Below are 20,478 nucleotides of genomic sequence, written 5' to 3'. Positions count from 1 at the left end.
AGGTGCCGCGTCGTGAGACTGACCCCCACGGAACGTGACCGGCTGCTGCTCTTCGGAGCCGCGGAGCTGGCCCGGGCCCGCCGGGCACGGGGTCTCAGGCTCAACGTGCCGGAGGCCACCGCGCTGATCGCGGACACCGTCTGCGAAGCCGCGCGGGACGGCAGGCGGCTCGCTGAGGCCATCGAGGCCGCCCGGTCGGTCCTCGGTCCCGAGGACGTGCTGCCGGGCGTCGCCGACGTCGTCACCGAGGTGATGGTCGAAGCCGTCTTCGACGACGGCTCCCGGCTCGCGGTGGTCTCCGACCCGATCGGCAACGGTGCCGGAGCCGAGGGTCCGGGCGCGCTGCTGCCGGGCCCCCTGCACGCGGAGCCCGAGCCCGCCGTCCGGCTGACGGTCACCAACACCGCGACCGTGCCGGTCTCCGTCACCTCCCACTTCCACTTCTTCGAGGCCAACCCGCGGCTGGACTTCGTACGCGAGCGGGCCTACGGCATGCGGCTCGCCGTGCCCGCCGGGTCCTCCGTGCGGTTCGGGCCCGGGGAGAGCGCCGAGGTCGGGCTGGTCCCGATCGGCGGCGAGCGGATCGCGATCGGCTTCGCCGGTCTGGTCGACGGGCCGCTGGACGCGCCCGGAGCCAGGGAAGAAGCCCTGCGCAGGGCCGCTGCCTGCGGCTATCTGGGAGTCGCGCCGGAAGGAGGCGAGCGATGAGCCGCTCGAAGGGACGCGAGATCGACGAGTCGATCCACATCGACCCGCACGCCTACGCGGCCACCCACGGCCCCCGCGCCGGTGACCGTGTCCGGCTCGGCGACTCGGGCCTGGTGATCCGGGTCGAGTCCGACTCGCAGAAGTACGGCGACGAGTTCCTCGCCGGCTTCGGCAAGACCGCCCGCGACGGGCTGCACCTGAAGGCCGCCGCCGTCCGCGAGACCTGCGACGTCGTGATCAGCAACGTCGTCGTGATCGACGCGGCGCAGGGCATCCGCAAGGTGTCCATCGGCATCCGCGAGGGCCGTATCTGCGGGATCGGGCGGGCCGGCAACCCGGACACCCTCGACGGGGTCGACGTCGTCGTCGGCACGGGTACGTCCATCGTGTCCGGCGAGGGGCTCATCGCCACCGCCGGTGCCGTCGACACCCATGTCCACCTGCTGTCGCCGCGGATCATGGAGGCCTCCCTCGCCTCCGGCGTGACCACGGTCATCGGCCAGGAGTTCGGCCCGGTGTGGGGCGTCGGCGTCAATTCGCCCTGGGCGCTCAAGCACGCCTTCAACGCCTTCGACGCCTGGCCGGTCAACATCGGCTTCCTGGGCCGGGGTTCGTCCTCGCACGGCGCTCCGCTGGTCGAGGCCCTCGCCGAGGGCGGTGCCTCCGGTTTCAAGGTGCACGAGGACATGGGCGCCCACACCCGCGCGCTCGACACGGCCCTGCGGGTCGCCGAGGAGCACGACGTCCAGGTCGCCCTGCACAGTGACGGGCTGAACGAGTGCCTGTCGGTGGAGGACACCCTGAAGGTGCTGGAGGGCCGGACCATCCACGCCTTCCACATCGAGGGCTGCGGCGGCGGACACGTGCCCAACGTCCTGAAGATGGCCGGCGTCCCGAACGTCATCGGCTCCTCCACCAATCCGACCCTGCCCTTCGGCCGGGACGCGGTCGCCGAGCACTACGGCATGATCGTCTCCGTCCACGACCTGAAGACCGACCTGCCCGGCGACGCCGCCATGGCCCGCGACCGCATCCGGGCCGGCACGATGGGCGCCGAGGACGTGCTGCACGACCTGGGCGCGATCGGCATCACCTCGTCCGACGCGCAGGGCATGGGCCGCGCGGGGGAGACGGTCCGCCGTACCTTCGCCATGGCCGGGAAGATGAAGGCCGAGCTGGGCCCGCTGGAGGGCGACGGCGAGGGCGACGACAACGCCCGCGTCCTGCGCTACCTGGCCAAGCTCACCATCAACCCCGCCATCGCGCACGGCCTCTCCCACGAGGTCGGCTCGATCGAGGTCGGCAAGCTCGCCGACATCGTGCTGTGGCGCCCGGAGTACTTCGGCGCCAAGCCGCAGCTGGTCCTCAAGTCCGGCTTCCCGGCGTACGGCGTGGTCGGCGACCCCAACGCGGCCACCGACACCTGCGAACCCCTCGTCCTGGGCCCGCAGTTCGGTGCGCACGGCGGTACCCCTGCGGACATCTCGGTCGCGTTCGTCGCACAGGCCGCCCTCGACCAGGGCAACGACCGGATGCCCACCCGGCGCCGCCGGGTCGCCGTACGGGGCACCCGGGGCATCGGCCCCGCCGACCTGCGGCTGAACGCCCGCATCGGAGCGGTCGACGTCGACCGGCGCACCGGCCTGGTCACCCTCGACGGCGACCCGCTGCGCTCCGAGCCCGCCGACTCCGTCTCCCTCAACCGCCTCTACTTCCTGTAAGGACCCGCGACATGACCACCCCCGCAGCCGACGGTTTCCGCATGCCCGCCGAGTGGACCCCGCACGAGCGCACCTGGATGGCGTGGCCGGGCCCCAACCCCACCTTCGACGACCCGGACGACCTCCGTCTCTCCCGCATGGCCTGGGCCGCGGTGGCCCGCACCGTCCTCCGCTTCGAGCCGGTGACGGTCGTGTGCGGCCCCGGCGAGGCGGCGGAAGCGCGCGTGCTGCTCGGCCCCGGCGTCGACACGGTCGAGCGCGAACTGGACGACGCCTGGATGCGGGACATCGGCCCCACCTTCCTCACCAACGGCAAGGGCGAACTGGCCGCCGTGGACTGGACGTTCAATGGCTGGGGCGCCCAGGACTGGGCCCGTTGGGAGCACGACTCGAAGATCGGCGCGTACGTCTCGGACCTCGCGGGCGCGAAGACGTACGCCTCGAAGCTGGTCAACGAGGGCGGCGCGATCCATGTCGACGGCGAGGGCACCGTGCTGCTCACCGAGACCGTGCAGCTCGGCCCCGAGCGCAACCCGGACTGGACGAAGGAGCAGGTCGAGGCGGAGATCCACGCCCACCTCGGCACCAGCAAGGCGATCTGGCTGCCCCGCGGCCTGACCGGCGACTACCCTCCCCCAAGCTCTCGGCTTCGCTCGACCAGGGGGTACCCCCATCCCGGCTTCGGCACCCTCGGCCACGTCGACATCGTCGCGGCCTTCGCCCGCCCCGGTGTCGTCGTCGCCCACCACCAGCCGGACCCGGCCCACCCCGACCACGAGGTCACCAAGGAGGTCATCGGCCTCCTGAAGTCGGCGACCGACGCGCGCGGCCGCAGGCTGGAGGTGGTCGAGGTGCCCGCCCCGACCGCCCTGGAGGCCGACGGCCACTGGGCCGACTACTCCTACATCAACCACTACCTCTGCAACGGCGGGGTCGTGCTGTGCGGCTTCGACGACCCGCGCGACGAGATCGCAGCCGGGATCTTCCGCCGTCTCTTCCCCGAGCGGACGGTCACCCTGGTGGACGCCCGTACGATCTTCTCCGGTGGTGGTGGCATCCACTGCATCACCCAGCAGCAGCCGAAGGTCTGACACACACAGGAGCAGCAGATGGCCGGTGCGGCCCGTGCGCGCAGGAACGCGCCGCCGCGCGAGGAGGTTCTCGTCGCCGCCATGGACATGATCGCCGAGCGCGGTCTGGAGAAGCTCACCATGGCGGGGCTCGGCCGTGAGGTCGGGATGAGCAGCGGCCATCTGCTGTACTACTTCCGCTCCAAGGACGAGCTGCTGCTGCGGACCCTGGAGTGGAGCGAGGGCAGGCTCGGCGCCGAGCGCAGCCGCCTGCTCACCCGCCCCGGCACCGCCCGGGAGCGCCTGGAGGCGTACGTCGAGCTGTACGTCCCCGACGGCCACCGCGACCCGCACTGGACGCTCTGGCTGGAGGTCTGGAACCGCTCGCAGAACGCCGATGACGACGCCCGCGAGCGGCAGGCCGCCATCGAGGGCGCCTGGCACCGCGACCTGGTCGCGCTGCTCGCCGAGGGCGTCTCGCGCGGCGAGTTCCGCCCGGTCGACGCCGACCGCTTCGCCGCCCGGCTGCGCGCCCTGCTGGACGGCTTCTCCATCCATGTCGCCATCGGTCTGCGCGGCACGGGACGGGAACAAGTGATCTCCCATGTGCGGGAGTTCCTCGCGGAGACACTCCTCACGCCGGACACCTGACGACCGCATCCTGAGACGGTCCGTGAGCCGGGGGCGGGGCTGTGCCAGACTTCCTCCGTGCTCTCGTTCGCCATGATTATTGGCAGCAGGCGCGCCGGTCCGCTGTGACCACCACGTACGACCAGGTACGGGTGGCCACCGTCGTCCTCGACCCGCGCGCAGACCTCTCGCACCCGCGAGGGGTTTTTTGGTTTTCCGGCCCACCTTCAGCCGGGAGCGGAGCGCGAGGGACTATTGGGGGGACGGTGGAGCCGGTCATTCCGGTAAGACCGAAGATCCACAATCAGGAGCCTTGAGACCATGACCGAGACGGCAACCAGCGAGCTCGACGACTCGTTCCACGTCTTCGACACCACGCTGCGCGACGGCGCGCAGCGCGAGGGCATCAACCTCACCGTCGCGGACAAGCTCGCCATCGCACGGCACCTGGACGACTTCGGCGTGGGCTTCATCGAGGGCGGCTGGCCCGGCGCGAACCCGCGGGACACCGAGTTCTTCGCCCGCGCCCGGCAGGAGATCGACTTCCGGCACGCCCAGCTGGTCGCCTTCGGCGCCACCCGCCGCGCCGGTGCCAGGGCCGCCGACGACCCGCAGGTCAACGCGCTCCTCGACTCGGGTGCCCCGGTGATCACGCTGGTCGCCAAGTCGCACGACCGGCACGTGGAGCTGGCGCTGCGCACCACGCTGGACGAGAACCTGGAGATGGTCCGGGACACCGTGTCCTACCTGCGTGAGCAGGGCCGCCGGGTGTTCGTCGACTGCGAGCACTTCTTCGACGGCTACCGCGCGAACCCGGAGTACGCGAAGGCGGTCGTACGCACCGCGTCGGAGGCCGGAGCCGACGTCGTCATCCTCTGCGACACCAACGGCGGCATGCTCCCCGCCCAGGTCCAGGCGGTCGTCGCCACGGTCCTCGCCGACACCGGCGCCCGGCTCGGCATCCACGCCCAGGACGACACCGGCTGCGCCGTCGCCAACACCCTGGCCGCGGTGGACGCCGGCGCGACCCACGTCCAGTGCACGGCCAACGGCTACGGCGAGCGCGTCGGCAACGCCAACCTCTTCCCGGTGGTCGCGGCCCTGGAGCTGAAGTACGGCAAGAAGGTGCTGCCCGACGGCCACCTGCGCGAGATGACGCGCATCTCGCACGCCATCGCCGAGGTCGTGAACCTCACCCCGTCGACCCACCAGCCCTACGTCGGCGTCTCCGCCTTCGCGCACAAGGCGGGCCTGCACGCCTCCGCGATCAAGGTCGACCCGGACCTGTACCAGCACATCGACCCCGAGCAGGTCGGCAACACGATGCGGATGCTGGTCTCCGACATGGCGGGCCGCGCCTCCATCGAGCTGAAGGGCAAGGAGCTCGGCATCGACCTGGGCGGCGACCGTGAACTGGTCGGCCGGGTGGTCGAGCGGGTCAAGGAGCGCGAGCTCAAGGGCTACACCTACGAGGCCGCGGACGCCTCCTTCGAGCTGCTGCTGCGCGCCGAGGTCGAGGGCAGGCCCCTGAAGTACTTCGACGTCGAGTCCTGGCGGGCCATCGTCGAGGACCGCCCCGACGGCACCCACGCCAACGAGGCCACGGTCAAGCTGTGGGCCAAGAGCGAGCGGATCGTCGCCACCGCGGAGGGCAACGGCCCGGTCAACGCCCTGGACCGGGCGCTGCGCGTCGCCCTGGAGAAGATCTACCCGCAGCTCGCCAAGCTGGAGCTGGTGGACTACAAGGTCCGCATCCTGGAGGGCAAGCACGGCACGTCCTCCACCACCCGCGTGTTGATCTCCACCTCCGACGGCACGGGCGAGTGGTCCACGGTCGGCGTGGCGGACAACGTCATCGCCGCCTCCTGGCAGGCCCTGGAGGACGCCTGCGCCTACGGCCTGCTGCGGGCCGGCGTCCAGCCGGCGGAGTGACCCGGGTCAGGGGGCACGCCACACGTTGTCGAAGGCGTCCTCCTCGATGCGCCGCCGCTGCCGCACGGCCTCCAGCTCCGTCAGCGCGTCGTTGACGGCCGCGAGGACGGTCACCACCGCGTCGCCGGGCAGGTCCTCCGGAGCCTGTTCCGGCGCGCCCTCGGGGATCCCCAGGGCGGCCGCGAGACCGACGAGGACGGGCTCGCGGGAGGTCCAGCGGTCGGAGGCGTGCCGTCGCTCCGGCGAGTCGGCCGGGGCGCCGGACGGTGTGTCGTCCCCGCTCCGCCAGGGCAGCCAGTGGTGCCGGGCCCCGGCGGCCGGCCGCCCCCGCCCCTGCAGATCGTCCGCGTAGGCGGCGGCCAGACCGCGCCCGCGGCGCCACAGCCAGTCCTCCACGGACTCGTACGGCGTCTGCCGGGTGAGCGCGGCCTCCGCCGCGTCCAGCAGCCGGTCACCCGTGGCCGGCTGCAGGCCGGGCACGATGCGCACGTCGTCCAGGGTGACGGCCTCGGCGTCGATCAGATCGACCAGCTCGGCTCCCGCCAGGGCGAGCGAGAGGTCCCCCTGTTCGACGGGCCGGCCGGACGGGACGTCCAGAGCGACGATCAACAGGTCCCGCGCTGTGCTCATGCCGTCCTCCAGGTCGGAAACGTCAGGCGTGGCCCCGGGACGATCGGGTCCGGCTCCCCGCCCGTCTTCATCGTCCCCCACCCGCTGGGCGCCCGCTCCTCAGCACGAGTCCCGGGCGAGTCTCTCGAACGCCCCCGGGCTCATGGCCCGGCCGTCGGCCCAGACCTGCCCGGGCCCGAGCCGCTCGATCCGCTCTCCGGTGAAGGTCACGATCGCGTTGTACGAGTCGCCGGTCACGTAGTGCCCGAAGCCCAGCACGTACCGATGGCCGGGCAGGAGCCGCTGCGCGCCGCGGTGCCGCGCCTTCCAGCGCCCGGGCGGTGCGAACAGGGGGAACTCGGCAGCCCCGTGCAGCCCCTCCTTCCGCACGTCCCACCCGGTGGTGACGGGCCCCGCACCGCCTCCCCGTGCCCGCCCGTCGAGGTAGGGCCCCTGATAGCCGTCGTCACCACACGGCCGGAACAGCGCGTACGCCACCCCGTCCGCCCCGACCCGCACCCCGGCGAGCGGCAGATCGACCGCCGCGCAGCCGCTGAGCACAAGCACCCCGCCCACGACACCGAAAACGCCGGCCGCCCGTCGCCTCAGTACGTCCCCGCGTCTCACGTCCCGCCCCCCTCCGAGGGCGGGACGCGACCCGCCCTACTGCAAGTGCCACTTCTGGTTGGCGGCCCCGGTGCACGACCAGATCTGCGCCCTCGCCCCGTTCGCCGACGAGTCGTCCGTCACGTCCAGGCACTTGTTCGCCGCCGTGTTCACCACATCACCGGTGGAGGGGTTGTACGACCACTGCTGGGCACCGGTTCCGTTGCAGTCGTACAACTGCACCTTGGCCCCGTCCGCCGCCGAACCCGAGGTCACGTCAAGACACTTGCCGAGCGCCCGGACCGAACCGTCGGTCTGCACGGTCCACTGCTGCGCGCCGCTGCCGTTGCAGTCGTAGAGCTGGACGGCCGTGCCGTCGGCGCTGGAACCGCCCGCCACGTCGAGGCACTTGCCGGCCAGACCCACGAAGGCCCCCGACCGGCCGCCGCCGCCCGACTGGGTGCCGGACCAGGTGAAGGTCGCCGAGGTGTGGCCCGGGAGCGAGTAAGTGGCGTGCTGGGAGCCCCAGTCGATCGTCACGGTCCGGGCGGAGGAGGCGTCGTTGTACGCGATCAGCGCCTTGCTGCCGTCAGGGTTGCGCCACGCCACGTTCGGCACCGCGGTCGACGCCGTGGACGCGATCCGCTGGGCGCCCGGGCGGACGAACTTCGTCAGGTGGCCCATGTCGTAGTACTCGACCGTGTAGTCGACCGTCCCGCTCGCGCCGTCCCCGTTGTGCACGGTGACCAGACCGGTGCAGGTGCCGCAACCCCCGTTGTGCGGACCCATGTTCTGGTCCACCGCGAGCGACCACTTGGTCACCGACTTCGCCCAGTTGCGCGTGTAGTCGATGATGTCGGACATGTCCTCGCGCTGCTGGTCGGCGATCCAGGTGCCACCGGAGTGCTCGGTGCCGAAGGCGTCCAGCGTCGGGTACTGGTTGTGCACCGAGGTCTGCTCGCCGATGTCACCGCCGTAGCCGTGCCAGGCGATCCCGCCGAAGTTGGGGTGGTTGCGGACCGCCGCGTCGTCCACCGTTCGGGCCGCGTAGGAGTCGTAGACGTCCCAGTTCCAGTCGTGCGCCAGCACCTTCGTCGACAGGCCCGCCGCCTGCAGCTTCGGCAGCAGCTCGGTCTTGGTGAAGTAGGCGAGACCGCTCGCGTTCCAGCTCATCGACGGGTAGCCCGAACAGCAGGTCGGCTCGTTCTGCGCGGTGACGTACGAGACGTCGACTCCCTGGTCCCGGTACGCCTGGAGGTACTTCACGAAGTAGGAGGCGTACGCCCCGTAGTCCTCCGCCTTCAGCCAGCCCCCGCTCAGCGAGCCGCTGTCCTTCATCCAGGCCGGCGCGGTCCACGGCGAGGCCATCACGGTCAGGGAGGGGTTGAGCTGCAGTGCCTGCCTCGTCAGCGGGAGGACGTCCGCGAGATCGTGCGCGATCGAGAACTCGGACAGCGACGGGTCCGTCTGGCCGGCCGGTACGTCGTCGTACGTGTAGCCGTACCGGGCCAGGTCCGAGGCGCCCATCGGATTGCGCAGGAACGACAGCCCGATCCCGTCCGACGGCGAGAACAGCTTGCGCATGGTCGCGTCCCGCGTGCTCTGCGACAGCGCCCCGCTGCTGTTCATCAGCCAGGCCGCGGTGTCCGTGAAGGACGCTCCGCCGCCGGTGAAGGTCTGGTAGCGGGTGTTCTCGTCGACGGTGATGTTCTCACCGCCGCCGCCGGTCCCGGACTGGAAGGCGAACGGCGTCTGCGCCTGGAGCCCGCGCACGACGTGCCGTCCGGCGGAGTCGTCGGTCGTGGTGAGCCAGGCCGTGACCTGCTCGCCGGAGGCGTGCGCGGAGGTGGTGGCCGCGGTGAGGCCGGCCGTGGAGAGCAGTCCGGCCAGCAGCAGCCGGACCGCGCGGGGGGATCTCCTCATGGGGCGTCGCCCTTCCCGAATGTCTGACGTGACGTCTTGACGGGTCTGTGGGCCGTTAGTTAACTCACGGCATGATCTAAGTCCTGAGTGAACCACGAGAGTCGAGGATGGTCTATGCCAAGAACCGCCCTGCTCGTGTCCGCCGCGTTGCTCGCAGCTCTGCTCTCGCCGGCCGTGTCCCACGCGGCCGCCGACCCCGCACCCGTCCCCGTCGACCGCTTCGAGGGCGAGGTCCCCTTCGCCTCCCAGCCCGCCGAGGGCATCTTCACCTGGGGGAGCGACACGGACGACCCGCCGGCCCTGCAACTGACCGCCCGCTCCGACGCCCCCGAAGGTGCCGAGGTCCTCACCGGCAGCTACGACATCAGCGGCTACGGCGGCTTCACCCACGACTTCGCCGCGACCGGACCCGCCCACGACTGGTCCGCCCACAAGGGCATCCGTTTCTGGTGGGACGGCCAGGGCAACGGGAAGAAGATCGCCTTCGAGATCAAGGACGGCGGTGCGAACGGCGAGGCCTCCGAGCTGTGGACGACCTCGTTCACCGACGACCGGACCGGCTGGAGACAGGTCGAGATCCCCTTCACCGACTTCGTCTACCGCACGGACTACCAGCCCGTCGGCGGCATCGACCACGTCCTCGGGCTGACCGGGATGTGGGGGTACGCCGTCACGCTCCCGCCAGGGGTCAAGGGCCGGTTCGCCATGGACGACGTCGAGCTGTACGGCAGGGCCGATCAGTCCCTGCGGGCGAGCGTCACCACGGACTCCGCCGTGTACCCCGTCGAGGAGGGCGGCACGGCGGCCGTCAAGGTCACCGTCGCCACCACCGGCTCCGCGCCGATCGACGACCCGGTGAGCGTCACCTACGAGACCGCCGGCGGCACCGCCGAGCCCGGCAAGGACTACACCCCGGTCTCCGGCACGCTCACCTTCCCGGCCGGCACCGCCTCCGGCACCTCGACGACCATCGAGGTGCCCACCCTCCGGGACAAGTCCGCAGAGCCCGCCGAGACCGTCCCCCTCAAGCTCACGGTGACCGGCGCCAAGGCACCCGCCGAGACGCCGCAGGTCGTCGTCGACGCCCACGGACTGCCGTACCTGGACGCGAAGTTGCCGGTCCGCAAGCGCGTCGCCGATCTCGTGTCCCGCATGTCCCTGGCGGAGAAGGCCGGCCAGATGACCCAGGCCGAGCGCGGGGCAGTCGGGGGCGGCGGCGACATCGCGACGTACGCCCTCGGGTCGCTCCTCTCCGGCGGCGGCTCGACGCCCACGCCCAACACCCCCGGGGCGTGGGCGAAGATGATCGACGCCTTCCAGCTGCGGGCCCGGGCGACCCGCTTCCAGATCCCGCTGATCTACGGCGTCGACGCGGTCCACGGCCACAACAACCTGTCCGGAGCCACGGTGATGCCGCACAACATAGGCATCGGCGCCACCCGTGACCCCCGGCTCGCCGAGCGGGCGGGCGCGGTGACCGCCGCCGAGGTGCGGGCCACCGGCATCCCCTGGGACTTCGCACCCTGCCTGTGCGTGAGCCGCGACGAACGCTGGGGCCGTTCCTACGAGTCCTTCGGTGAGGACCCGGCGCTGGTCCAGTCCATGGAGACCGTCATCCAGGGCCTCCAGGGCCGCGCGAACGGCAGGGACCTGAGCCGGAACGACAAGGTCCTCGCCACCGCCAAGCACTTCGTCGGTGACGGCGGCACCGAGTACGGCTCCTCGACCACCGGGACGTACAAGATCGACCAGGGCGTCACCAAGGTCACCCGGCAGCAGCTGGAAGCCGTCCATCTGGCCCCGTTCCGGACCGCCGTCGACCGGGGCGTCGGCACGGTCATGCCGTCGTACTCCTCCCTGGACGTGCTCGGCGACGGGCAGGGCCCGGTGAAGATGCACGCCCGGGCCGACATGATCAACGGAGTGCTCAAGGACCGCATGGGCTTCGACGGCTTCGTCATCAGCGACTGGAACGCCATCGACCAGCTCCCCGGCGACTACGCGTCGCACGTCCGCACCTCGGTCGACGCCGGCCTGGACATGATGATGGTGCCGTACGCGTACAAGGACTTCACCGCCACGCTGATCGACGAGGTGAAGGCAGGCCGGATCAGCGAGCGGCGGATCGACGACGCCGTCTCCCGCATCCTGACCCAGAAGTTCAGGCTGGGCCTGTTCGAGCACCCCTACGCCGACACCGCCGGTGCCGCCGCGATCGGCTCCCCGGAACACCGGGCCGTGGCCCGCCGGGCCGCCGCCGAGTCCCAGGTGCTGCTGAAGAACGCCGGCGGGCTGCTGCCCCTGAAGAAGAGCGAGAAGGTGTACGTCGCCGGGTCCAACGCCGACGACATCGGCAACCAGTCCGGCGGCTGGACCCTCACCTGGCAGGGCTCCTCCGGGAACATCACCAAGGGCACGACCGTCCTCCAGGGCATGCGCGAGGCCGGCGGGAACGTCACCTACTCCAAGGACGCCTCCGCACCGACCGACGGCTACGACGCCGGCGTGGTCGTCGTCGGCGAGACCCCGTACGCCGAGGGCGTCGGCGACGTCGGCAACGGCCACTCCCTGCAGCTGTCCGCCGCCGACCGGGCAGCGGTGGACAAGGTGTGCGCGGCCATGAAGTGCGCGGTGCTGATCGTCTCCGGGCGCCCGCAGCTGATCGGTGACCGGCTCGACGGGATCGACGCGCTCGTGGCCTCCTGGCTGCCGGGCACGGAGGGCGAGGGCGTCGCCGACGTCCTCTACGGCAGGCTCCCCTTCACCGGACAGCTCCCGGTCACCTGGCCCAGGTCCGAGTCCCAGCTGCCGATCAACGTCGGCGACACGTCGTACGACCCGCAGTTTCCCTACGGCTGGGGCCTGACCACGCTCACCCGGGTCCCGCAGGGCGGCACCGCCACCCTGCGCGCGCTCGCCGTCGCGGCGACGGCGGCCGAGCGGGCGGGTGCCGGCCGGACCGGACGCGAGCTGGTCGCCCGGGCACGGCTGCTGGTGCAGCAGAAGGTGGGACAGCGGATCACCCAGGCCGTGGCGAAGCCCTTCGCCGACGCGGACCATCTGCTGCTGACCGGCAGGTACGGAAAGGCGGTGCAGAAGCTGACGGAGGCGTACCGGGCCGCGTGAGCCCGAGGGATGCCCAATTTTGGGAGGCTTCGGGTAGCTTCGAAGGATGAAGGCCGTCCTGCGGACCCGAAGCCTCCCAGCGCTGCTGCTGGCCGTCCTCACCCTGGTGATCGTGACCGCGCTGACCCCTGGCGCGATGGCGGCCACCAGCATCAACACCATCGCCGAGGCCCTCCGCAAGAGCCCGGTCTACGTCGACCCGGCGGCCTCCGCCCAGCTGTCCGCCACCGACGCAGGCGCACTCGCCAAACAGATCAAGGGCGCGAACAAACCCCTGTTCATCGCGGTCCTGCCGGCCGGCTACCCCACTCGGAACCTCTTCTCCGGCCTGCGCACCGCCACCGGTGTCACGGGCCTGTACGCCATCCGTCTCGGCGACCGCTTCGACGCCCGCGCCGACTCCTCGGTGCTCCCGCGCAGCGCCGTGCAGAACCTCGTCGCCAGCGTCCAGGGCGAGGACGCCAGGACCCAGCTCACCGACTTCACCGACCGTGCCCTGGCCAACATGGGCGGCCACGCCCCGGCGTCCTGGGGCTCCTCCGGCAGGAGCGGCGGGGTGTCCACCACGGCACTGGTCACCACGGCCGCGGTCCTGGTGGCCGGCGGCGCGGGCGCCTTCGCCCTGGTCCGCCGCAACCGCCGCCGCCGCGCCGAGGAGCAGCGGGCCGCCCTGGACCGCCTGCGGGTCGTCGTCGACGAGGACATCACCGCCTTCGGCGAGGAACTCGACCGGCTGGACTTCCATCCGGCCGAGGCGGGCGCCGACGACGCCATGCGCGGCGACTACGAACGGGCCCTGGACGCCTACGACAAGGCCAAGCAGTACATGGCCGACGCCCGAAGACCAGAGGACGTCCGCGCGGTCACCGAGGCCCTGGAGGACGGCCGCTTCTCCCTGGCCCAACTGGCCGCCCGCCGCGAGGGACGCCCCCTCCCGGAGCGCCGTCCGCCCTGCTTCTTCGACCCGCGGCACGGCCCCTCGGTCACCGATGCCGCCTGGACCCCGCCCGGCGGGGCACCCCGCGAGGTCCCGGTCTGCGCGGCCGACGCCACTCGTCTGGCCGACGGCCGCGACCCCGTGATCCGCGAGGTCGACACCGACTACGGCCGCCGCCCCTACTGGGACGCGGGCCCGGCCTACGGCCCCTGGGCGGGCGGCTACTTCGGCGGCGGCATCCTCCCCGGTCTGCTCGTCGGCACCCTGCTCGGCAGCGTGATGGCCACACCGTCGTACGCGGCCGACTACGGCACCGGGTACGGCGACTTCGGCGGCGCGGACTTCGGCGGCGGCTACGAAGGCGGCGACGTGTCCGGCGCGGACTTCGACCCCGGCGACTTCGGCGGCGGCTTCGGCGACGGCGGGGGCTTCGACGGTGGAGGGGGCGGGGGAGGGGACTTCGGCGGGGGCTTCTGAGCGCGTCAGCCGTGCCGCGCGGACACGTCCATCGTGCCCAGCCGGTCCATCACCGTCGCGGCCAGCGCCAGCACCCCGCGCTCCGTCTCGCCCAGCGCCCCGAGCGCCTCGGCCAGCCAGGCGTCCCGCTCGGCCATGTCCCGCTCCAGCGCCCGCCGCCCCGGGTCGGTGAGCGTGAGCACGGCCTGACGCCGGTCGGCCGTGCCCGTCTCCCGCGCGATCAGCCCATCGGCCTCCAGTTCGGCGAAGACCCGGGTGAGCGACTGCGGCCGCTGCCGCTCCTCCGCCGCGATCTCGCCGGGCGTGGCCGACCCGCGCCGGTGCAGGTGCCCGAGCACCGCGAGCCGGTTGGGGCTGAGGCCGCCGTCCCCGCGTTCCTGCCGGAGCCGCCGGTTCAGCCGGACGACGGCACGCCGGAGGACGGCGGCCTCGGAAAGGTGATCCGTGACGGCGCTCATCGGCGTACTGGCGTGGGCGAGCGTGTGGCTGGTGCAGACGGCCGCCGACCGGTACGGCCCCTGGCCGGCCGAGGCCGCTCCGGACATCCCGCACCGGCCCTCCCGGCTGCGCCCTCGCCCCAGTACCCGGATGGCCGTACAGATGGCGGCGGGGGTGGCCGCGTCCTTCGCGCTCGGCCGGCTGCTCCACGACGACCACTGGCCGTGGCTGGTCCTGACGGCGCACGTCGTCCCAAGCGGCAACCGGGGCCGGACCGACGTGCTGCGCAAGGGAGTCGAGCGCTTCCTGGGTGCCTGCGCCGGCACCCTGCTCGCCACGGGCGTGGCGGCGGCCGGCATCACGGGTCACACGGCGATGGTCGTGCTGTTCGCCGTACTGGCCCTGGCCCTGTGGCTGCGCCCACTCGCCTACGCCTGCTGGGCGGCGGGAATGACCACGGCCCTCTCCCTGCTCCTCGGCTGCTTCGGCCAGGACGCGCAGAGCCTGCTGCCCACGCGTCTGGCCGCGATCGCCGTCGGCGCGGTGCTGTCCGTCGGGGCGTCCTGGTTCCTGCTGCCGGTTCAGCGGAAGCCGTGGCGTCGGCGCACGGCCTGACGGGACGCGTAACGCTCACCGGCGGCGTGCCACCAGGCGGGCGGGGAGGGCCCGTCGACGACGGAGGTCGGCTGAGCGGGATGCAGCCCGAGCCGCCACAGTGCCCCGGCGTCCACGTTCACACCGTGCGTGCCGTGCCAGTGCCCGTCCTCGTCCATGCGGCACATGAGGTCGACCCGTATCTCCTCCTGCGCGAACGGCATCCAGTCGATGCCGCGCTCACGCAGTCAACCGAGCAGGAACCGGCCCGGGTTGGGATGCCCCGGCAGGTTCTCGAACGAGGCTATGTGGACCCATTCGGCTTCAGCGGGCGATGCCGTCAAGGAACTCGCTCCAAGTGGTGGGGGAGAGGGTGAGGATGGGGCCGTCCGTGGTTTTGGAGTCGCGGACGTGGATGGCGGAGGGACGGGTGGCGACCTCGACACAGTCGCCGCCCTCGTTGCTGCTGTAGCTGGACTTGAACCATGCCAATGCTGCGTTGTTCATGACTCTCCAAGCAGTCCGTTCAAGAGGCGCACGCTCTCGTCGGGTGAGAGGGCCTGTGACCGCAGCATTCCATACTTGTGGTGATAGTCGCTGACCTCGTCGGGGTCGTCGACCAGGAAGCTGGCGCGCTGCACCTCCAGGTAGACCAGCCGCTCGTGCTCGGGAGTTTCCAGCAGTGTCATGGGCCCCGCAAGTCCCGCGTGCGGCATGCGGTCCATGGGCATGATCTGCACGCTCATGTGAACGGGCTCGGTGTACTCCAGGATCTGCCGGACCTGCTCCCGCATGACCTCAGGGCCGCCGACCTGGCGCCGCAGGATGCTCTCTTCCAGGACGAAGTGGCCGACGGGCGGCCGATCGCGCTGCCAGATCAACTGGCGTTCCATGCGGGCGTTCACCCACTGCTGGGCCGTCTCGCTTCCCAGTGCGGGATAGCGTGAATCGAAGGCGGCGAGACAGTACTCCTTGGTCTGAAGCAGTCCCGGCACCATCTGGGTCTGGTACGAGTAGACGCTCACCGCTTCTTGCTCGTGATCGACGAGACCCTGAGCGAACTGAACAATCCGCTCCCTGATGGGCAGCTTGGCCACGAGCACCGCCAACACCCCACCGGTCCCCAGAAGTTCATCGAACTGCTGTGCCCGATCCGGCTGAAGCGCCAACCTTCCCTGCTCGATCGACCCCACCGTGTCCACATGGATGGCCGCCAGCTCGGCGAACTGTTCCTGCGTGAACCTCGCCTGTTTCCGGCAGTGCGCCAGCACCGCCCCGACCGCCTGCCACGAACCGACCTTCTTGGGCTTCTTCGCCAGGTGCATGCGTGTCCCTTTCCCCCGTGCGCACCCGAAGTCCTCGTAGTGGAGTCGTAGTAATCAGGACTACGACTTCACTCACTGAACGACTGTAGTGACGCATGGTGACACTGGCCTCATGGACGCAGAACCCCAACACCCCCACATCCGCCAGGTGTTCTACCGCCGGGACCGCAGGTCGGTACGGCACGCAAGAGAGTTCGCCCACGAGGCGCTGACGGGCTGGGCCATCGCTGAGCGCAGCGACGACGTACTGCTCTGCGTGAGCGAGTTGGCCACCAACGCCCTCCTCCACGGCGTCCCCGTGGGTCGCGGCTTCGTCCTCCGCCTGACCCTGCACACCGACGGCGCCCTTCGCGTGGAGGTGCATGACAGCGGCCCGGGCGAAGTCCGCGCACCGGACGTGTCCCCGGAGTCGGAACACGGCCGAGGGCTGCTCCTTGTCGCCGCCGTCGCGGACAAGTGGGGCGTGGGAGAGCGGAACCCGGGCAAGATCGTGTGGTGTGAGTTCAGGGTGCGGGAGTAACTACAGCTGGGCGTTCCGACGGGCTTTTGCGGCCTCTTCGGAGGCCTGGGCCCGCTCGTATGCCTCGGCGCTGGCGATCCAGGCTGCACGCGCCTCGAGACGTTTGCCCTGCTGCTCATGGAGAAGTGCGATGTTCCAGCGAACCCTGCCCACGTCGAACCACTCACCGAGGGCTTCGTATGCTGTCTCGCATCTGAGGAGTCCCTCTGCGGCCAGTTCGAACTCCTGGAGGTCGGTGAGGAGCGAGCCGACCTGGCTCCAGGCCGTGGCTTCTCCGTGCCGATCGCCTTGTTCTGCGAAGAGTTCGGCTGCGTTCATGTAGGCGTTGGCAGCGGCGTCGAAATCGAGACCTTCCTTCAGCGTCGCCCCTAAATTGAGCCACGCCGTTGCCTCGCGCTGCCGATCCCCCAGTCGGGCGTATGCCTGCTGGGCACTCCCGAGCGCCCGACCGGCTTCCTCGAAGCGATGTAGCTCTGTGAGGGGCATACCCAGGTTGTTCCAGGCCATCGCCTCTCGGTGGTGGTCACCCAGCCGGGAGAACAACTTCCGAGCGTGGCTGTGCATCTGCGCGGCAATGCTGAACTGCCCCCACCGGTGCATGCAACGGCCCAGGTTGGACCAGCCAGTTGCCTGGCCGCTCAGGTCTTCGAGTGAGTAGGCCAGACGCAGGGCCTTGGTGTGAGCGATGGCGGCTTCACGATACTGACGCAATTCATGTCGGTGGTTTCCCGAAGCGCTCAAGGCGAACATCTCCAGGACTTGATCCCGGTCCCGCCTTGCCGCGGCCAGCAGGGCATCGAAGACGAGCGCGCCGTCAGTGAAATGCCGTTGTACATGCAGGTACCTGTCGATACAGACACCCAGGGCTGTGGCGATTCTGCTGTGCTCTGCCTGCTCTGCCCACAACGCAGCATGCACGAGGGAGGCGTGTTCGGCGTCCAGCCATGTCAGCGCTGCTTCCCGATTCGCGAAGAGATCGGGGGTGTTCTCCACCAGTTGGCCGTGGAGCTGCCGGTCGGCGGAGGCCGCCAGCAGGAAGAGACGCCGCAGCAGCCGGGTCCTGCCCTCCGTGGCCTCCTCGACGAGGGACTGCTCGCTGGTGCTGATCGAGGAGGCGTAGGCGCGCAGCAGGTCGTGCATGTCCCATCGGTCACCGTCGGGCGAGGGGGTGATCAGGGAGGCCGCCACCAGATCGTCCAGCCCCTGCAGCAATTCCTCCGAAGGTACGTTGCTCATGGCGAGCGCGGTTTCGAATCCGAAGTCCGAGGTGGGGGTCTGGGCGAGCAACCGGAACAGCCTGCCCTGCTCCGGGCCCAGGCGCTGATAAGTGACCTCGAACACCGGGCGCAGGGCGAGCTGCGTGCCGTACTGGTCCTGGCCCGGTGCCGCCAGCATGCGCACGCGGTCGGCCGCTGCCTGGAGTTCGTCGGCCAGCATGGAGATGGGGCGTGGCCTGCGCCGATGGAGCAGTGCCGCGGCGATGAGCAGGGCCAGGGGCAGGCAACCGCACAGTGCGACGAGGCGTCGTACGGAATCGGGCTCGTCGCGGACCCGGGAGTCGGACGGGTTCCTGGCGCGCAGAGACTGCTCGACCAGACCGACCGCTTCGTCCGGAGAGAGTGCACCGAGCTGGATCGAGCGTGCGGTGAGTGAGTCGAGCGAGTCTCTGGTGGTCACCAGCACGCGATGCCTCGTGCTGCCAGGCAACAGCGGGGTCACCTGTGCAGCCGTCGAGACATTGTCCAGGACGATCAACACCGATTCGTGCGTGTCGAGCACGGAGCGGTAGAGGGCGTACCGCTCCTCCGATACGGCAGGCAGATGCTCGTCTCGAACTCCGAAGGCGCGGAGGAATGACAGCGCCACCTCCTCGGGGGCTGCCGGGGCGTCGTCGTATCCACGCATGTTGACGAACAACGTTCCGCCCGGGAAGCGGGCGCGGACGGCATGGGCGGCGTGCAGGGCCAGTGCCGTCTTGCCCACGCCGCCGAGCCCACCGACGGCGCAGATCAGCACGGCCCCATGACTATCGGATGTGGTGGGGTCGAGTGCCTTCAACAGGTCTTCGACGTACTCGTCCCGGCCGGTGAAGGTTGCCGGCGGTGCTGGTAGCGCGGATGTGGCAGTGGGCGTCGAAGCCGGGATGTGGTGGTGGTGCTCCACCTTCCCCGTCACACGCTCGTGGAACGTACTGCCACGAAAGTCGACGTGGTCCTGACTCTCCACCGGATTCCCCATCGCGTCCTGCCAGCCTCAGCGCCGCTCACCCATCCTGGTCCACTGCGCATGACGAGCGGGACGGAACGCCCAGAAAGAGGTGGGATCAGGGCATGGGGATGGCCGACCTGGAACGACTCCGTCACGTCACAGCCGTGCTCGCCGGACGCGCAGGCTCCGAGCACGCTGAGCGCCCGCCCTCTCTTTTCGGGGGGAGTGGAGGGCGGGCGCGCTCAGGGTGCGGAGGTCTCGGGGGCGGCTGAACCGCCGGAGGCTCACGCGTTCTTGATCGCCGAGATGTCGAAGTTCAGCTTGATCTTGTCGGAGACCAGGAAGCCGCCGGTCTCCAGCGCCGCGTTCCAGGTCAGGCCCCACTCGGAGCGCAGGATCTCGGTCTTGCCCTCGAAGCCGACGCGCTCGTTGCCGAACGGGTCCTTCGCGGCGCCGTTGAACTCCAGGTCGATGGTGATCGGCTTGGTCACGCCGAGGATGGAGAGGTCGCCGGTGATGCGGTAGTCGTCGCCGCCCAGGGCCTCGGCCTTGGTGGAGCGGAAGGTCATCGTCGGGAACTCGTCGGTCTTGAAGAAGTCCGAGGACTTCAGGTGGCCGTCACGGTCGGCGTTGCCGGTCTCGATGCTCTCCATCCGGACGTCGATCGTGGCGGTGGACTTGGCGGGGTCGGCGCCGTCCAGGTGCAGGGTGCCCGTGAAGTCCAGGAAGCTGCCCTTGACGTTGGTGACCATCGCGTGGCGGGCCACGAAGCCGATCGTGGTGTGCGCGGGGTCGAGCGAGTAGTCACCGGTCAGCGCGACCAGGTCGGGGTTGACGGTGGCGGGCGCCGAGGCGGGGGCGGGGGTGCTTTCCTTGCGACCGAAGAGGCCCATGACGTGCTCCTTGGGGACGGGCGCGGTCGGTGGAGCCGATACCGCGAGCTTTCTGTTTAACGTTCAACGAACCTGACCACACCGACGGTAGACCCATTCCGTTCAGTTTTCAACATCCTCCGTAGCGTGTTTTCACGGTAACCGGGAGTCACCGCGTTCGCCCTCTGGTGGACCCGCGCGGTGCTCGGGCACCATCGGCGTGCACCACCTGCACAGCCGCCCCACAGGAAGCACGGCCATCCGCAGGAAGGGTCCCCATGAAGGTCCGCTCCGTCCTGACCGCGCTCGCCCTCGTCGTCGCCCCCGGTGCCGCCGTCGTCGGCACCGCCACCGACGCCTTCGCCGTCACCAAGATCAGCCACGCGACCGCCACCCAGATGTTCCGTGACGCCGGCATCACCTGGTCCTCCTCGGGCAACTGCTCCGACCGCAACAACCCCACCTGTACGTCCTTCGAGCAGCTCAACCTCGCCACCGCGCAGGGTGCCCAGACCCTCAAGCGGGCCAGCGGCTGCGGCCTCGACATCACCGGCGGCACCGAGACCGGCCACGCCTCCGGCACCTACTCCCACTGGAACGGCTACAAGCTCGACTACGGCAAGAACACCTGCGTCACGTCGTACATCAAGGGCAATTTCACCTACATCGGTCTGCGCGGGGACGGCGCCCCGCAGTACCGGTCCGGCTCCGGAAACATCTACGCCGACGAGGGCAGCCACTGGGACGTCCTCTACTACAACTGCGGCGGCTGCTGAGCAGGG

19 protein-coding genes are annotated in these 20,478 nt (G+C 70.5%); 10 read left to right on the top strand and 9 right to left on the bottom strand.

Translation table 11 applies throughout. The annotated features are described in order from the left end of the window. Positions 1–12: 12 nt before the first annotated feature. The 5 genes from ureA (at position 13) to cimA (ending at position 6,061) form a co-directional block, all read left to right on the top strand. A complete protein-coding gene (gene ureA, locus FB157_RS28405) occupies positions 13–708 on the top strand; it encodes an urease subunit gamma (RefSeq protein WP_145883504.1) in 696 nt (231 codons plus the stop codon). Next, positions 705–2,429: an urease subunit alpha gene (locus FB157_RS28400; protein ID WP_145883503.1), complete on the top strand. Its 1,725-nt coding sequence runs from the start codon at positions 705–707 to the stop codon at positions 2,427–2,429. The genes ureA and FB157_RS28400 overlap by 4 nt, the downstream gene beginning before the upstream one ends. A gap of 11 nt (positions 2,430–2,440) precedes the next feature. Continuing rightward, positions 2,441–3,520, top strand: a complete 1,080-nt coding sequence (locus FB157_RS28395) for an agmatine/peptidylarginine deiminase (protein ID WP_145883502.1) — start codon at positions 2,441–2,443, stop codon at positions 3,518–3,520. 18 nt (positions 3,521–3,538) lie between these two features. Beyond that, entirely contained in the window at positions 3,539–4,150 is a 612-nt protein-coding gene (locus FB157_RS28390; RefSeq protein WP_145883501.1) for a TetR/AcrR family transcriptional regulator, read from the top strand. A 300-nt stretch (positions 4,151–4,450) separates the two neighbouring features. Then, positions 4,451–6,061 carry a citramalate synthase gene (gene cimA, locus FB157_RS28380; protein ID WP_145883499.1) on the top strand — a complete coding sequence of 537 codons (1,611 nt, stop codon included), beginning with the start codon at positions 4,451–4,453 and terminating at the stop codon, positions 6,059–6,061. 6 nt (positions 6,062–6,067) lie between these two features. Here cimA and FB157_RS28375 read toward each other — a convergent pair whose 3' ends face one another. From FB157_RS28375 to FB157_RS28365, 3 genes are all read right to left on the bottom strand, one after another. Further along, positions 6,068–6,691 (bottom strand): GPP34 family phosphoprotein, encoded by a 624-nt coding sequence (locus tag FB157_RS28375; protein WP_145883498.1) that lies wholly within the window; start codon positions 6,689–6,691, stop codon positions 6,068–6,070. A gap of 99 nt (positions 6,692–6,790) precedes the next feature. Further along, on the bottom strand, positions 6,791–7,297 hold the full coding sequence (locus FB157_RS28370; protein WP_261386587.1) for a hypothetical protein: 507 nt from the start codon (positions 7,295–7,297) through the stop codon (positions 6,791–6,793). A 36-nt stretch (positions 7,298–7,333) separates the two neighbouring features. Next, complete coding sequence (locus FB157_RS28365; RefSeq protein ID WP_145883497.1) at positions 7,334–9,199, bottom strand: ricin-type beta-trefoil lectin domain protein; 1,866 nt, start codon at positions 9,197–9,199, stop codon at positions 7,334–7,336. Positions 9,200–9,313: 114 nt separating this feature from the next. Here FB157_RS28365 and FB157_RS28360 point away from each other — a divergent pair, with 114 nt between their 5' ends. Both FB157_RS28360 and FB157_RS28355 read left to right on the top strand, forming a co-directional pair. Continuing rightward, positions 9,314–12,325: a CIA30 family protein gene (locus FB157_RS28360; protein ID WP_145883496.1), complete on the top strand. Its 3,012-nt coding sequence runs from the start codon at positions 9,314–9,316 to the stop codon at positions 12,323–12,325. 46 nt (positions 12,326–12,371) lie between these two features. Continuing rightward, positions 12,372–13,739 carry a hypothetical protein gene (locus tag FB157_RS28355; protein WP_145883495.1) on the top strand — a complete coding sequence of 456 codons (1,368 nt, stop codon included), beginning with the start codon at positions 12,372–12,374 and terminating at the stop codon, positions 13,737–13,739. 5 nt (positions 13,740–13,744) lie between these two features. On the opposite strand, the gene FB157_RS28350 is transcribed toward FB157_RS28355, so the two are convergent. After that, on the bottom strand, positions 13,745–14,197 hold the full coding sequence (locus tag FB157_RS28350) for a MarR family winged helix-turn-helix transcriptional regulator (RefSeq protein WP_145883494.1): 453 nt from the start codon (positions 14,195–14,197) through the stop codon (positions 13,745–13,747). Between FB157_RS28350 and FB157_RS28345 the strand changes: the two genes are divergently transcribed. Further along, positions 14,184–14,792, top strand: coding sequence for an FUSC family protein (locus FB157_RS28345; protein WP_145883493.1), 609 nt, complete (start codon positions 14,184–14,186; stop codon positions 14,790–14,792). The two genes, FB157_RS28350 and FB157_RS28345, sit on opposite strands and share 14 nt — an antisense overlap. Here the strand turns inward: FB157_RS28345 and FB157_RS28340 are convergent. The 3 genes from FB157_RS28340 to FB157_RS28330 all read right to left on the bottom strand — a co-directional run bounded on the left by FB157_RS28340 (position 14,759) and on the right by FB157_RS28330 (position 16,096). Then, complete coding sequence (locus FB157_RS28340) at positions 14,759–14,995, bottom strand: hypothetical protein (RefSeq protein WP_145883492.1); 237 nt, start codon at positions 14,993–14,995, stop codon at positions 14,759–14,761. The genes FB157_RS28345 and FB157_RS28340 overlap by 34 nt on opposite strands. Positions 14,996–15,095: 100 nt before the next feature. Then, positions 15,096–15,278, bottom strand: a complete 183-nt coding sequence (locus FB157_RS28335) for a DUF397 domain-containing protein (RefSeq protein WP_145883491.1) — start codon at positions 15,276–15,278, stop codon at positions 15,096–15,098. Continuing rightward, positions 15,275–16,096 (bottom strand): helix-turn-helix transcriptional regulator, encoded by an 822-nt coding sequence (locus FB157_RS28330; RefSeq protein ID WP_145883490.1) that lies wholly within the window; start codon positions 16,094–16,096, stop codon positions 15,275–15,277. The genes FB157_RS28335 and FB157_RS28330 overlap by 4 nt, the downstream gene beginning before the upstream one ends. 112 nt (positions 16,097–16,208) lie before the next feature. Between FB157_RS28330 and FB157_RS28325 the strand changes: the two genes are divergently transcribed. Next, entirely contained in the window at positions 16,209–16,616 is a 408-nt protein-coding gene (locus FB157_RS28325) for an ATP-binding protein (protein ID WP_145883489.1), read from the top strand. Here the strand turns inward: FB157_RS28325 and FB157_RS28320 are convergent, their stop codons facing one another. Next, on the bottom strand, positions 16,617–18,842 hold the full coding sequence (locus FB157_RS28320; RefSeq protein ID WP_186581713.1) for an NB-ARC domain-containing protein: 2,226 nt from the start codon (positions 18,840–18,842) through the stop codon (positions 16,617–16,619). A 266-nt stretch (positions 18,843–19,108) separates the two neighbouring features. Continuing rightward, a complete protein-coding gene (locus FB157_RS28315; RefSeq protein ID WP_145883487.1) occupies positions 19,109–19,717 on the bottom strand; it encodes a YceI family protein in 609 nt (202 codons plus the stop codon). Between the two features lie 257 nt (positions 19,718–19,974). Between FB157_RS28315 and FB157_RS28310 the strand changes: the two genes are divergently transcribed. After that, positions 19,975–20,472, top strand: a complete 498-nt coding sequence (locus tag FB157_RS28310; protein WP_145883486.1) for a hypothetical protein — start codon at positions 19,975–19,977, stop codon at positions 20,470–20,472. The last annotated feature ends 6 nt before the right edge of the window (positions 20,473–20,478 follow it).

Origin of the sequence: Streptomyces sp. BK340 (assembly GCF_007827595.1) — a bacterium.
Taxonomy (GTDB): Bacteria; Actinomycetota; Actinomycetes; order Streptomycetales; family Streptomycetaceae; genus Streptomyces.
Note: the sequence above shows the minus strand (reverse complement) of the source record. Positions and strands in the feature narration are given on the sequence as shown.